Source organism: Glutamicibacter creatinolyticus (assembly GCF_006094275.1).
Taxonomy (GTDB): Bacteria; Actinomycetota; Actinomycetes; order Actinomycetales; family Micrococcaceae; genus Glutamicibacter; species Glutamicibacter creatinolyticus.
In genome coordinates, this window is record NZ_CP034412.1 from 1,312,350 (window position 1) to 1,326,716 (window position 14,367).

A 14,367-nucleotide genomic window follows, 5' to 3' on the forward strand; every position below is an offset into this window, starting at 1 on the left:
CAGGAGCCGCGGCACGAGCCGCGCATTTCGAGAAGGGTACTGCCCGTGAAGAACGTCAAGAAACTCATCGCACTGGCCGCCGCGGCCATGGCCCTGGTGGTCGGTGTCAGCGTCAGTTCCGCCTCCCAGGGGGATACCACCGCCGGTGGTCTGTGGCCGTACAGCCACGGGATCAGCACCCCGGCAGGCGGCCTCTGGCCCTACTAATAACGACGACGGTAGATACTGCGGAATACGCCATATTCCGATGGATCGCCGACCAACTGTCGACCGGCCGCTGAGTTCCAACCCCGGAACTTGGCGGCCGGTGCCGGTTTGGAGCCAAATACCATCGCACGCCTAACGAGTCAGCAGGTGTTGCATAAGACTTGCCGGGGGTTAGTCGGCGAGAGAAAGTAAAAAAGTGGGCTGGGACCCGAGGTTGTGTATGAGCGGATACGCAAAACTCCCTGCTCCTCGGGATCACCGGCGGGTCAGGGAGTTTTGCAGGAAAGTAGGGGAGCCGATGGCAGGTGTTGATTCACCGCCGCCGACTTTTCTTTGGCTGAGTGATGAGCCGGTGGGTTACACGAAGTTCTCGGTGCCCTCGATGGTGTTCATGAAATGGTGCATGAACTCGGCGAAGTCCGCCGCGTCCGATTCCTGATCCAACTCCACGCTCTGCACCACGGCATCATCCAGATGCAGGTCCACGTTCGGGTGTGCATCCACATTGAAGCGGAACACCCGGCCGGTGGAGGTGGCGATCTCATAGCCTCCGTCATTGACCAGCGCGAGCTGGTTGACGTTCGTGTTGTTGATCGTGATCGCGTCCTCGGCGGCCCTCAGGTCTGCCGGATCGATGGGGGCGAGCACCAATTCTGCCGGTTGGCGCCGATACCCGATGACCTTCAATCCGCCGCTGCCGGCCAGTCCCACCGCCGCGACCAGGTTGTAGCTGGCGAAGTTGGGGATCTGTGCATCAAACGCCTCATGCAGCAGGCGCTTGACGGTGTCGGTCGGATTCTCGTCTGGGCGTGTGTCCATGACTCACACTCTACTAAGAATGCTGAACAAAATGATCAATGAGCGCTTTTGGCGAAATGTGTCATTGTCGCGTCACGGGTTGTCCAATTGGTCATATTGACTTCTAGAATCTTTTTCATGAGCCAGGAAACGACCCCAGATATCAAACCACGCTCCCGCGCGGTGACCGATGGTATCCATGCCGCTCCCGCCCGGGGCATGCTCCGCGCCGTGGGCATGGGTGATGAGGACTTTGCCAAGCCCCAGATCGGTATCGCCAGCTCGTGGAACGAAATTACCCCGTGCAACCTTTCGCTGAACCGTTTGGCCCAGGGTGCCAAGGAAGGCGTTCACGCCGGTGGCGGCTTCCCGATGCAGTTCGGCACCATCTCCGTCTCGGACGGCATCTCCATGGGACACGAGGGAATGCACTTCTCGCTGGTCTCTCGCGAAGTGATCGCCGACTCGGTGGAAACCGTGATGATGGCCGAGCGCCTCGACGGCTCGGTCCTGCTGGCCGGTTGTGACAAGTCGCTGCCCGGCATGCTGATGGCCGCGGCCCGCCTGAACCTGGCTTCCGTATTCCTTTACGCCGGCTCCATCATGCCCGGTTGGGTGAAGCTGGAAGACGGCACGGAGAAGGACGTTACCCTGATTGACGCGTTCGAGGCCGTTGGCGCCTGCGCGGCAGGGAAGATGAGCGAAAAGGACCTGGACGCCATCGAACGGGCCATCTGCCCGGGCGAAGGCGCGTGCGGCGGCATGTACACCGCCAACACCATGGCCTCCATCGGTGAGGCCCTGGGCATGTCCCTGCCCGGTTCCGCCGCCCCGCCGTCGGCGGACCGCCGCCGCGATATGTTCGCCCACCGCTCCGGTGAGGCCGTCGTGGAGATGCTGCGCAAGGGCATCCGCGCCCGCGACATCCTGACCAAGGAGGCCTTCGAGAACGCGATCGCCGTGACCATGGCGTTCGGCGGCTCCACCAACGCGGTGCTGCACCTGCTGGCCATCGCCCGCGAGGCCGAAGTGGATCTGACCCTGGATGACTTCAACCGGATCGGTGACAAGGTTCCGCACCTGGCCGACCTGAAGCCCTTCGGCCGCTACGTGATGAACGACCTGGACCGCATCGGTGGTGTCCCGGTGGTCATGAAGGCGCTGTTGGATGCCGGGCTGCTGCACGGGGACTGCCTGACCGTCACCGGCAAGACCGTGGCCGAGAACCTGGCTCACATCGCCCCGCCGGATCCGGACGGCAAGATCCTGCGCGCCATGGACAACCCGATCCACAAGACCGGTGGGGTGACCATCCTGCACGGTTCGCTGGCTCCCGAGGGTGCGGTGGTGAAGTCCGCCGGTTTCGACGCCGACGTCTTCGAGGGCACCGCCCGCGTCTTCGAACGCGAACAGGGCGCCCTGGACGCCCTGGACAAGGGTGAGCTGAAGGCCGGGGATGTGGTGGTCATCCGCTATGAGGGCCCCAAGGGCGGACCAGGCATGCGCGAGATGCTGGCCATCACCGGCGCCATCAAGGGCGCCGGGCTGGGCAAGGACGTGCTGCTGTTGACCGATGGGCGCTTCTCCGGGGGCACCACCGGGCTGTGCATCGGCCACGTGGCCCCCGAGGCCGTGGACGGCGGACCGATTGCGTTCGTCGAGGACGGGGACAAGATCCGCGTGGACATCGAGGCCCGCAGCTTCGACCTGCTGGTGGATCCGCAGGAGCTTGAGGCCCGCAAGGTCGGCTGGGAGCCGCTGCCGGCCAAGTTCACCACCGGTGTGCTGGCCAAGTACGCCAAGCTGGTCAACTCGGCCTCCACCGGCGCATTCTGCGGCTGAAACACTTCGGTGTGAAGCGGTGGGTGGACACCCGCAGTGTCCACCCACCGAACATCCGTCTCATATCTTGAGATCAACGGAGAGCCGTGTTGATCTTTCAGATGAGTTGGACAAAACTGGGTATATGCAAACAACCACCAGTGTTCTACTAGTTATCAGGCGCGGAGCCTGAAACTTGATCTGTCCTAGACAGATCACCTGGTGACGCGCACAGCCCCCTTTCGTCAGTTGCTGACGGCCGCGGGGCGTTTTTTATGCGCAGATGAAGAGATAGATCAGGAAGGATCCCGATGAGCAACGGAAAACCTGCCAATCCGGCTACGGTTGCCAAGTCATTGAACCGCAGCAAGGATGCCACCGCTGTCTCTTCCGTCGTGGAGGCTTCGAACCCGGTCCAGGGTCCGAACAACATTGTCGCTCCCACGCAGATGACGGGCTCACAAGCCATCGTCCGTTCATTGGAAGAACTGGGCGTCAAGGACGTCTTCGGATTACCCGGTGGGGCCATCCTTCCCACCTATGATCCGCTCATGGACTCAACCAAGCTCAACCACATCTTGGTCCGCCATGAACAGGGTGCCGGCCATGCCGCACAGGGTTACGCCATGGTCACCGGGGAAGTGGGCGTATGCATCGCCACCTCCGGCCCGGGCGCAACCAACCTCGTCACCGCACTGGCCGATGCCAACATGGACTCGGTCCCGATGGTGGCAATCACCGGACAGGTGAACAGCGCCTTCATTGGCTCTGACGCGTTCCAGGAAGCCGACATTGTCGGCATCACGATGCCCATCACCAAGCACGCCTTCTTGGTGACCAAGGCCGAGGACATCCCGCAGGTGCTGGCCAGCGCCTTCTACCTGGCCCAGAGCGGACGCCCGGGCCCGGTGCTGGTGGACATCACCAAGGACGCGCAGACCGCGCAGACCGAGTTCTCCTGGCCGCCCAAGATCGACCTGCCCGGCTACCGGGTGGTCACCAAGGGCCACAACAAGCAGCTGCGCGAGGCCGCCAAGCTGATCGCCGCGGCCACCCGTCCGGTGCTCTACGTGGGCGGCGGGGTCATCAAGGCCGACGCCCACCAGGAACTGAAGGAATTCGCCGAGTACATCGGTGCCCCGGTGGTCACCACCCTGACCGCCCGCGGCGCCTTCCCGGACTCGCATGAACAGCATGTGGGCATGCCCGGCATGCACGGGGCCGTTTCGGCGGTCACCGCGCTGCAGCAGTCCGACCTGCTGATCACCCTGGGTGCGCGCTTCGATGACCGGGTCACCGGGGTGCTGCACACCTTCGCCCCGTACGCGAAGGTGATCCACGCCGACATCGATCCGGCCGAGATCTCCAAGAACCGCACCGCGGACGTGCCGATTGTCGGTTCGCTGGATGAGATCATCCCGCAGCTGCATGCCGCTTGCCGCACCCGGTTTGAGACCGACCCGCAGCAGGACTTGAAGCCCTGGTGGGATCTGCTCAACCGCCTGCGCGACACCTACCCGATCGGCTGGACCGAAACCCATGACGGGCTCACCGCCCCGCAAAAGGTCATCGAACGCATCGGGGCCCTGACCGGCCCGGAGGGCGTGTTCGTGGCCGGGGTGGGTCAGCACCAGATGTGGGCCGCCCAGTTCGTGAAGTACGAGCGCCCGCGCTCCTGGCTGAACTCGGCCGGCCTGGGCACCATGGGCTACTCGGTGCCCGCCGCCATGGGCGCCAAGGTGGCCCAGCCCGAGCGCGTGGTCTGGGCGATTGACGGGGACGGCTGCTTCCAGATGACCAACCAGGAGCTGGCCACCTGCATGATCAACCAGATCCCGATCAAGGTCGCGGTGATCAACAACTCCTCGCTGGGCATGGTCCGCCAGTGGCAGACCCTGTTCTACGATGCGCGGTACTCGAACACCGACTTGAACACCGGCCACGGCACCGCCCGGATCCCGGACTTCGTGAAGCTGGCGGACGCCTACGGCTGCGTGGGGCTGCGCTGCGAACGCGATGAGGACATTGACGCGACCATCCAGAAGGCGTTGGAAATCAATGACCGCCCGGTGGTCATCGACTTTGTGGTCTCCGCCGACTCCATGGTCTGGCCGATGGTGCCGTCCGGGGTCAGCAACGACCAGATCCAGATTGCCCGGGGCATGACCCCGGAATGGGAAGAGGAGGACTAGGAAAGATGGCAAAGCATACGCTGTCGGTGCTGGTCGAGGACGTCCCCGGTGTGCTGACCAGGGTCGCCGGACTCTTCGCCCGCCGTGCCTTCAACATCCACTCGCTGGCCGTGGGACCCACGGAAATCGAGGGAATCAGCCGCATCACCGTGGTGGTCGACGCCGAGGGGGACTCCCTGGAGCAGGTGACCAAGCAGCTGAACAAGCTGATCAACGTCATCAAGATCGTTGAGCTGCTGCCCGAGGCCTCGGTGCAGCGCGACCACATCATGGTCAAGGTGCGCGCCGACGCCGCAACCCGGCTGCAGGTCACCCAGGCCGCGGAACTCTTCCGCGCCTCGGTCATCGATGTGGGACCCGAGTCCCTGGTCATCGAGGCCACCGGCAACGCCTCGAAGATCGAGGCCCTGCTGGCGGTGCTCGAACCATTCGGGATCCGCGAAATCGTGCAGGCCGGCACGCTGGCCGTGGGCCGCGGCGCCAAGTCGATGAGCGACCGGGCCCTGAAGTCCCTGAGCGCCTAGCGACGGCACCGCACACCACAGAACAACAACATTGAACACCCCTCGGTGGGGCAGCCCTAGGTAGGCCGAACACCGTGGAACCAAGCTTCTGAAACGAAGAACACCTAAGGAGAAATACAGTGGCTGATTTGTACTACGAGGACGACGCGGATCTGTCGATCATCCAGGGCCGCAAGGTAGCGATCATCGGTTACGGTTCGCAGGGCCACGCCCACGCACTGAACCTGCGTGACTCCGGCGTTGAGGTCATGGTCGGCCTGTCCGAGGGCTCCAAGTCCCGTGCCAAGGCCGAGGCCGAGGGCCTGAAGGTCGCCACAGTTGCCGAGGCCGCCGCCTGGGGCGACGTGATCATGATCCTGACCCCGGACCAGGTCCAGGCCAAGGTCTACAGCGAGTCCATCGAGAAGAACCTGAACGAGGGCGACGCCCTGTTCTTCGGCCACGGCTTCAACATCCGCTTCGGCTTCATCCAGCCGCCGGCCAACGTGGACGTGGCCCTGGTGGCCCCGAAGGCCCCGGGACACACCGTGCGCCGCGAATTCGAGGCCGGACGCGGCATCCCGGATCTGATCGCCGTGGAGCAGGACCACACCGGCAAGGCCAAGGACCTGGCCCTGTCCTACGCAGCAGGCATCGGCGGCACCCGCGCCGGTGTCATTGAGACCACCTTCACCGAGGAAACCGAAACCGACCTGTTCGGTGAGCAGGCCGTGCTGTGCGGCGGTACCTCCCAGCTGGTCCAGTACGGCTTCGAGGTGCTGACCGAGGCCGGCTACAAGCCGGAGATCGCCTACTTCGAGGTGCTGCACGAGCTGAAGCTGATCGTGGACCTGATGTGGGAAGGCGGCATCGCCAAGCAGCGCTGGAGCATCTCGGACACCGCCGAGTACGGCGACTACGTCTCCGGCCCGCGCGTGATCACCCCGGAGGTGAAGGAAAACATGAAGGCAGTGCTGGCCGACATCCAGGACGGCTCCTTCGCCAAGCGCTTCATGGATGACCAGGCCAACGGTGCCAAGGAATTCAAGGAACTGCGCAAGAAGGGCGAGGACCACCCGATCGAGTCCACCGGCCGCGAACTGCGCCAGCTCTTCAGCTGGGTCGCCGCCGATGACGACTACACCGAGGGTTCGGTAGCCCGCTAAGCGCGGCACCGCCGCCTAGGCAGCAGCGCCTGTGGCGCAGTGAGGGGAGCTCATCCCCAAGACTGCGCCGCAGGCGCTTTGTCGTGTTCGGGGTTTTCAGGACTGCGCGCGGGCAATGTCCCCCAGCTGCGCGGCCAGGCCGTTCAACCGGCGCGGCCCACCCCATACGGCGCTCAGCGGCCGGGCCACCCCCTGGCCCTGGAACGGGACGCTGAGCAGCTCCCCGCTGGCCAACTGGGCGTGTACCGCCAACTCGCTAGACGCCGCGGGTCCGGCCCCCGAGGCCGCGGCCACCCGCACGGCCGAATTGCTGGAGAGCACCTGGGCCGGTTCCGCCAGCGGCCAACCGGCCAAGAGTTCGGTCAGGGCCTCGCGGGTCCCGGAACCGGATTCACGCAGCACCAGCGGTGTCGCGGCCAGCTCCGCCAGGCTCACCGGCGTGCTGCGCTCGGCCCACGGGTGGTGGGGGCCGACCACGATCCGCAAGGCGTCCTGCTGCACGAGCAGCGTGTTCAGCTGCTGGGGCAGGTGCGGTGTCTCCACGAAACCCAACTGCAGCGCACCTTGCTGGACCTGTTGCAGGATTTCCTCCGAGTTGCCCACCTTCACGTCCACGCGTACCCGCGGAACGAGCGTGCGCAATCGTGAGAGCCAGGCGGGCAGCAGGGTTTCGGCGATGGTCATGCTCGCTCCCACCCGCAGTTCCTCCACCTGGCGACCAACGCCGCTCTGCTCCCAGGCGCTGAAGCGTTGGGCGGCATCCAGCAGGATGCGTGCCTGTTCGGCCAGCTGGACCCCGACTTCGGTGGGCGCCGAACCGCGTCGGGTGCGGTGCAGCAGGGACGTCTTGAGCCTTGATTCCAAAAGGGCCACGGCCCGGCTGGCATTGGGTTGGGCCATCCCACCTTCCGGGCCCCGGCGCCGAGGCTGCCGGAATCCACCACGGCCACGAAGAGTTCCAGGACATCCAAATCGGGCCAAGAATGACTCATATCAGGAGTATATGTCCTGATGTTAAAGTGCCGTCAGCTGGGTTCGTCCCCGTGTTGAAACCATGGAAACATGGCAATTCAAACAGATCAGGTCAAACAGCCTGCGACCCACAAGGCCACAGGAGTCATTCACCCATACCTGCCGGGACTGCTGCTGTGCGCGGTCGCCGTAGTCATCTCCATGGGCATCAACAAGCTGCTGCCCGGCGTCAGTGCGCTAATCGTGGCGATCGTGTTGGGCATTACGCTCACCAACGTCATCCGGCTTCCCGAAAGCACCATGCCCGGCATCACCTTCGCCTCCAAGAAGCTGCTGCGCCTGGGCATTGTCTTCCTGGGATTGCAGCTGGTGCTCTCGGACATCATCTCACTGGGGGCACCGATGCTGCTGGTGATTGTGTGCATCGTCGGCGGCGGGATCTTCTCCACCCTGCTGATTGGCCGGCTGATGAAGATGCGCGCCGCCCAGGTGCTGCTGATCGCCTGCGGCTTCTCCATCTGCGGGGCCGCGGCGGTGGCCGGGGTGGAAGGTGTCACCGACTCGGATGAGGAAGATGTGGTCACCGCGGTGGCCCTGGTGGTCATCTTCGGCACCCTGATGATCCCGGCGGTGCCCTTCCTGGGCCAGCTGCTGGGGATGAGCCCGGAACTGAACGGCATGTGGGCCGGAGCCTCGATTCACGAAATCGCTCAGGTGGTCGCCGCCGGCGGCATCATCGGCGGGGGAGCGCTGGCCGCAGCGGTCATCGCCAAGCTGGCCCGCATCCTGATGCTCGCCCCCGTGGTGGCGGTGCTCAGCGTACGCCAGCGGCGCCGCGGCAACCTGAACCCGGAAGCCAAGCGCCCACCGATCGTGCCACTGTTCATCATCGGCTTCCTGGCCATGATCCTCATCCGCTCCTTCTGCAACCTTCCGCAGGGAGTCATCGACGCCGGTTCCATGATCCAAACCGCGCTGCTCTCGGCGGCCATGTTTGGCCTGGGCTGCGGGGTGAAGATCCGCAATCTGATGAACGTGGACGTTCGTCCCTTTATCCTGGCCGCCATCTCCACACTCATCGTGGCCGGCATCGCCTACACCGGAATCATCCTGGTTCACTAACCACGGAATCAAACAATCATTCCCACGAAAGCGGAGCACATTCGTTGCTGCGCTTGAAGTGCATCCGACCCGCGCCGAGTCGCACCTCCATCACCTCCACATCAGACCCTGCACCGGAAAGAACATGAACCGAGATCCCCGTACCCCACTGATTGCCATGGCCCTGCTCAGCACCCTCCTGCTCGGAGCCTGCTCCAGTGGAGCCGCCCCGGCCAACCACACGACGCCCAGCCCTGAAGCCAGCGCAGAAAGCAGCGAAGCCGTGCGCACACCGGCGGCTCCCTCGGCTGAGGTCGCCCGGCTGCTCGCACCGCAGGATGCCCGCACCATCAGCGCGCCGAAAGCAGCATCCGGCACGCTGGTGCTCTTCACCGATTACCAGTGCCCGTTTTGTGCTGGGATGGAGTCTGTAGTGCGCCGAGCCAAGGACGACTACGGAGATGAGCTGCGCATCATCATCCGCAACTTCCCGCTGCCCATCCATGAGAACGCACCAGCGGCGGCCCGCGCGGTGGAAGCGGCCGCGGAACAAGGCGCACTGGAGAAGATGTCGGAAACCGTCTTTGAGCATCAAGATCAATGGAGCCAGAGCACTTCGGTGGACGAACAGTTCCTGGCCTATGCAAGGGACTTGGGCCTGGACACCGAGAAGTTCCTGAGCGACTACGAATCCGAAGCGATAGCGGAACGGGTGGAGCGCGATTCCCAGGACGCCATGGAGTTAGGTCTACAGGGAACTCCCACCCTGATTTTGCAAGACACCGTGCTGGCCGTGGATGTATCCAACTACGAGACACTCTCCGCACCGCTTGATGACTTCCTGAACTGCTAGCATCGGTGACGGCTCTGCATGCACCACCGCAGACGAGACAGGGGCTGCCGTCCACCAGCACATCCGGTGAATGACAACCCCTGTCAGTTGCATGATGATGCCCCGGCTAGGGCGACCGCTTATACCTTGGAGGCGCGGTAACCGGCCTTCCGGGCATCAGCAGCGGTCTTGAAGCACTCTTCTGGCTTGGTGCTCTTGTAGAAACGCTGACCCGGAACGTGGTACTTCCATTCCTTGTTGCTGCCGGTGCGATTGCCCTTGACCGGGAACCCTGCCGGGCAGTTGATGGTCTTGCCGTTCATCTTCACGACGGTCTTCTTCACGGCGGCCTTCTTCACCACCAGCTGCTGCTTCTTGCTCACTGTGGAAGTCTTGCCCTTGTACTGGTACTTCACGGCGGTGGTGACCTCGTAGGTGCCCGCTGCCAGTGCGACCGACTTCTTGTTCTTGGCGATCGTCTTCTTGCCCTTTTTGACCGTCAAGACTGCCGACTTGATCTTGACGTTTTTCGCCTTCTTATAACTTGGCTTCACGGTGGCTTTGGCATTGCCCTTCACCGTCTTGGTGCCGATCTTGTTGATCGTCACTGCCGGGGTCCTCTTGGCAGCGACGACCGAGACCGTAGTGTGCGCCGTTGTTGGCTGCAGGGCGGTAGCTGCGGTGGTGCCTGAAAGCATCAGTGCCAGAGCTGCCCCGGCGGCTGTGACCCCACGGATGATTTTGTTCATTCTTGTACCCTGAAAAGTAGTGATGACAGCGAATTCCCCGATCCGCTTGAGGAGTAGTTTATCCTCAATCTGAGACAAATATTCGCCCCAATAAGCTCAAATTCTCCTCAGGCTAAGTTCGCATCCGACGGCGGCGGCCCTTAACCGCAATAGTTGCGGTTTTGGCGGCCGGTACGGGCGCAGGATCGGGGTTGTGTCTGAATCGATTGGTATGACGCAAAATGGGGGATTCGAAGAATCGAAAGCTCACGTAGGCGGCCAGCGTGACCAATAGCGTGGCGCCGATGAAGATGTCGATTCCCACTTCGTGCCCGAGCACCCGTCGCACCACATTGGCGGCCAACATGTGCATCAAATACATGCCATAACTAATGGCTCCGATAAAGGTGAGCAGACGCAGCTGTAATAGGGGATGCAGAATCGTTTCTTCCCTGATGCACAATGTAACGGCCAGCAGGACCATCAGGGTGTGAATCAGGAGACTGGGTGCGTCGGCCGCGATCACCGCAAGGAGAAGGATGGCCAGGGGCAACGCTGTCCATCGTCCGCCGAGCAGACGGTAGGTGATACGAAACGCAGCCGGTTGATGCACGATGATTGCCGCAGCCGAAGCCATCATGATCGCCGGGGATAGGTTAATCAAAATCGTCAGCAACAGATTCTGCTCACCGACGAAGGAAGCTGCGACCTGCAGGAGCGTCAGCGCAATGGCCGCGTAGATCCCTGGAGTGACGCGCAGGAACAGTGTGATGAGCAGGATCAGCAAGGGCGGCCACAGTAAGTAGAACTGTTCCTCGGTAGCCAACGACCAGGCAAAGTAGAAAGTGGCTCCTTCCTCACCTTTGGTCAGGTCCACGAACCAGTTAGAGGTATAGGTAAGAAACGCCGGCAGGTTGTCCCAGAAGGCCTGTCCCTTGGTTGTGCCGCTTAGGGTGAGGGCAACGAGCAGACAATACATTGCCAGTACCGAGTAATAGAGTGGAAAAATTCGCAGTGAGCGGCGAATGTAGAAATTCTTGAGCGAGATTTTCCCCGTGCGGCTTCTTTCCCGTATCAACAAGGAGGTAATGAGGAAACCACTGATGGCAAGAAACAGGTCGACACCGCGGAACCCCTGATTCAGTTGTGGAATGTAGTTCACTCCCGAAACGTGGTGCCAGATGACCGCTACGACGCTAAAGGCACGCAGACCATCTAGGGCTCCGAAACGCTTCTTCCGGATGAAATCCTCGTAGAAATTCTCCTGCTGCATAACGTACCCCCAAGATCGACGCCGAGCAGATGTCCCTATTATGGCATCAAGGTCAAGCCCTCAGCCCGACGTTGATGTTCGCTTTACTAGGCCTTAATAAGCAGACTTATTGGATCCGCGCTGACGGGATGCGCCGGGGAAGCGACACGTCACGCAGTGTCGTAACCCTCGTTTTCGCATTTGCTAACGAGTAACATGTCCTCCAAGACCTACCGGGCCCTTTTGGGGAGGGCCTGGATTTTATCCAGATCTTTGGGGGGATAGGGTAAATGGGTGTCATTGTCGCATCTTCGCAGTGGTTAAATCACTGGGATGGCATTCCGACACAGTGCTGGCACGCCACAGGTGAGCGAAGCGTGGAACGACAACGCGTTCTTATGTTGCTTGCCGGATTGGGCGAAGAGACGGACCGCGGGGGCTATGTCCTGCGCGGTGCTATTGGAACCGGTAAGCGCGAGCTGCTAAGGACTGCCTTCAATCAACGCAGCAGCGGCACCGGACCGTTGTGGGTGTCCGGGAGCCGCTATGGAAGTGAAATTCCCTACGGGGCAATCCACTTCCTTCTTACACGCCTGGAGCACGACCAGCTGCAGTCGCCTCTGGCCGTTTACGGACACCTTCGACAGCACTTTACTGGCTTGGGAACACGGCCGGTCATCGTCCTTGAGCATGTTGACCTCATCGACACTCTTACCAGCGCCGTGCTGGCGCAACTTGTCAGCACGGGTGTCATCAAGCTGGTGATCATCGATGACATCCTGACGGAACTGTCCCAGGACATTTCGGCCCTGATCCGTAACGGCGTGCTGGAGGTGTTGAACCTGGGCGCGCTGAGGCTGCGCGAGGCCCGGCTACAGGTCGCGGAATCTGTAGAGGGCGACGTCTCTTTCTTGACGGCTGCCCACCTCTGGATGCATACCTCCGGCTGCTCGGAGGCGCTGGATGCCGTGCTGCTTGACTGCCGACAGGCGAACAGTTTTGAGTTTAGTGCAGATGTCGTGGCACTTCGGAAGGGAGCGATTCCCCACCTGACCAACGTTGAGCAGCACATGGTGGCGCGACTGGGACGCTTGAACCGACGCGAACGACAGTTTCTGGATTTCGTCGCCCAGCGTGGGGCGATACCGTTCGGGCACGACCTCTGGGTGCACGACGTAGATGTGGACCATCTAGTGGCCTCCGGGCTGCTTACTGAGCAGGAGGGCAGTTTTGCGATCGCCAGCCCTGCCATTGCGCGAAGTCTTTCCGGTTCGGTGCCGGGATATTCGCCGCTTCAGCCAGCAGGTTCCTCTGGCGCGGAAGCACGCCCGGATCACTTGGTGCAAACCCATACATCCGAATTGCACCAAGCATGGCGCGCGTCGAAGTCCGAAGCGCAGCGATTCAGTGCCGAGGCAAAATGGTCACGCGCCATCGACAGCGTCAAGAGCTTCCGCCAGGGCCACCAGGACAGGACGATGACGGAGGGCCAGCGGGAGCAGGCAGACCTGAATGAGTCGATGCTGATGTTGCTGCGCCTGCTGTTGGCGGCCAGCCGCCTGGAGGAAGCAGCGGCGCTCATCGATGAACTACAGCCCGAGGCGCCACATGGAGTATGGATCGCACTGGATCCGTGCCAGAAACACGAGGCACTCGCGCTGGTCGCCGAATACCGTTCCAGGATCAATGACTTCGAGATCGCCAATGAGCTGATCGACAGCTTGTGGCGACACCTTGATGTCCAGCACGCAGGAAACGCCACCGGCTACAGGCTCGCCCCGTGCATGGCCGAAACCATCCGGGCAATGCTGAACTGCAGTCTGGCTTTGGGACGTTGGGAACAATCTCGCCACCTCATCGAGCTGATTCTTGACGGGGCACTACCGGACCTTGAGCTCATCGCCTATGCGGAAGCCATGCAGGCCATCATCTTTGCCCTGGCAGGAAACCTGACCCAGGCGCAAAAAGCGATAGTTCCGCTGCAACAGCAGCTGCGCCAAAGCGGGACCGAACTTGAACGACTGTATGTCGACGCGGTTTCCCAATACATCAGCGGGCGCAGCGGCCGCGAAACCCTGGGGGCCGGCGCTCAGTGGAAGACCATTAATATGGATCTCGGTGCAGCCAGCGCCTTCGACTGCCTCTGGCAGTGCCTGCATGCGGTTCAGGCCGTACAACCGGGGCAGGCATCCCATGGAATTGAGGCCGTCCAAACCTGGGCCCGGCGGGCGGAAGCCCAAGGGGAAATACTGCTGGCCTCCCACCTGTTGGGGCTACTGATTCGCAACGGTCAATTTGAGGTTGCCGACCGCCTGCTTGATCTTCAACACGGGCAACGGCACCAGCTGGCCGAGTCGTTCAGGCTGCTTGCGCAGGGGGCACAGAACCGTGACGCTCAGCTGCTGGCCGCTGCCGTCGGTGCATTGGCGGCCTTGGGGTTCGTCTCCTACGCGACCGATGACGGTGCCGAAATTTTCCGGCACATGAATGCCTCCCAACGCCGGCAGGCTGCCCGAAAAGCCCACAAGTTCATGCTCTCGCTGCAGGCCGAGCGCATCAGCCCCAAGGCGTTTGCGAACCTGGGCAGCCTGACCGTGCTCACCGAGCGGGAAAAGTTTGTGGCCTCCGCGGCGGCCAGCGGGCTGTCGAATCTGGAAATCGCCGAACAGGCCAGCGTCTCCGTGCGCACCGTGGAGGGCCATCTGTACCAGGTGTACTCGAAACTGGGAATCCGCAAACGCACCGATCTCCACGCACTGACCGAGCTGAAACACGACCTCAATGCTGCCGGGTAG

Annotated in this window: 12 protein-coding genes; 8 read left to right on the forward strand and 4 right to left on the reverse strand. The window is 62.3% G+C overall.

From position 1 onward, the window contains the following. Positions 1–45 precede the first annotated feature (45 nt). Positions 46–207, forward strand: a complete 162-nt coding sequence (locus GcLGCM259_RS15260; protein WP_171021268.1) for a hypothetical protein — start codon at positions 46–48, stop codon at positions 205–207. Positions 208–564: 357 nt separating this feature from the next. Here GcLGCM259_RS15260 and GcLGCM259_RS05995 read toward each other — a convergent pair whose 3' ends face one another. Next, positions 565–1,026, reverse strand: a complete 462-nt coding sequence (locus GcLGCM259_RS05995; protein WP_054821021.1) for a hypothetical protein — start codon at positions 1,024–1,026, stop codon at positions 565–567. Positions 1,027–1,143: 117 nt separating this feature from the next. Between GcLGCM259_RS05995 and ilvD the strand changes: the two genes are divergently transcribed. The 4 genes from ilvD to ilvC all read left to right on the forward strand — a co-directional run bounded on the left by ilvD (position 1,144) and on the right by ilvC (position 6,687). Beyond that, entirely contained in the window at positions 1,144–2,847 is a 1,704-nt protein-coding gene (gene ilvD, locus GcLGCM259_RS06000) for a dihydroxy-acid dehydratase (protein WP_138926045.1), read from the forward strand. 290 nt (positions 2,848–3,137) lie between these two features. Continuing rightward, entirely contained in the window at positions 3,138–5,018 is a 1,881-nt protein-coding gene (locus tag GcLGCM259_RS06005) for an acetolactate synthase large subunit (RefSeq protein ID WP_138926046.1), read from the forward strand. Between the two features lie 5 nt (positions 5,019–5,023). Continuing rightward, positions 5,024–5,542: an acetolactate synthase small subunit gene (gene ilvN, locus GcLGCM259_RS06010; protein WP_138926047.1), complete on the forward strand. Its 519-nt coding sequence runs from the start codon at positions 5,024–5,026 to the stop codon at positions 5,540–5,542. A gap of 119 nt (positions 5,543–5,661) precedes the next feature. Then, positions 5,662–6,687, forward strand: a complete 1,026-nt coding sequence (ilvC, locus tag GcLGCM259_RS06015) for a ketol-acid reductoisomerase (protein ID WP_138926048.1) — start codon at positions 5,662–5,664, stop codon at positions 6,685–6,687. Positions 6,688–6,783: 96 nt separating this feature from the next. On the opposite strand, the gene GcLGCM259_RS06020 is transcribed toward ilvC, so the two are convergent. Continuing rightward, positions 6,784–7,587 (reverse strand): LysR family transcriptional regulator, encoded by an 804-nt coding sequence (locus GcLGCM259_RS06020; protein WP_246049803.1) that lies wholly within the window; start codon positions 7,585–7,587, stop codon positions 6,784–6,786. Between the two features lie 162 nt (positions 7,588–7,749). On the opposite strand from GcLGCM259_RS06020, the gene GcLGCM259_RS06025 reads away from it, so the two are divergent. Further along, a complete protein-coding gene (locus GcLGCM259_RS06025; protein WP_138926049.1) occupies positions 7,750–8,781 on the forward strand; it encodes a YeiH family protein in 1,032 nt (343 codons plus the stop codon). 157 nt (positions 8,782–8,938) lie between these two features. Then, the gene (locus GcLGCM259_RS06030; protein WP_175419339.1) at positions 8,939–9,613 is read left to right on the forward strand and encodes a DsbA family protein; all 675 of its coding nucleotides are present in this window, start codon (positions 8,939–8,941) and stop codon (positions 9,611–9,613) included. Between the two features lie 119 nt (positions 9,614–9,732). Here GcLGCM259_RS06030 and GcLGCM259_RS06035 read toward each other — a convergent pair whose 3' ends face one another. Continuing rightward, positions 9,733–10,419 carry a sunset domain-containing protein gene (locus GcLGCM259_RS06035; RefSeq protein ID WP_246049804.1) on the reverse strand — a complete coding sequence of 229 codons (687 nt, stop codon included), beginning with the start codon at positions 10,417–10,419 and terminating at the stop codon, positions 9,733–9,735. Between the two features lie 34 nt (positions 10,420–10,453). Continuing rightward, entirely contained in the window at positions 10,454–11,593 is a 1,140-nt protein-coding gene (locus GcLGCM259_RS06040) for an acyltransferase family protein (RefSeq protein ID WP_138926051.1), read from the reverse strand. A gap of 356 nt (positions 11,594–11,949) precedes the next feature. On the opposite strand from GcLGCM259_RS06040, the gene GcLGCM259_RS06045 reads away from it, so the two are divergent. After that, positions 11,950–14,367 (forward strand): helix-turn-helix transcriptional regulator, encoded by a 2,418-nt coding sequence (locus GcLGCM259_RS06045; protein ID WP_175419340.1) that lies wholly within the window; start codon positions 11,950–11,952, stop codon positions 14,365–14,367.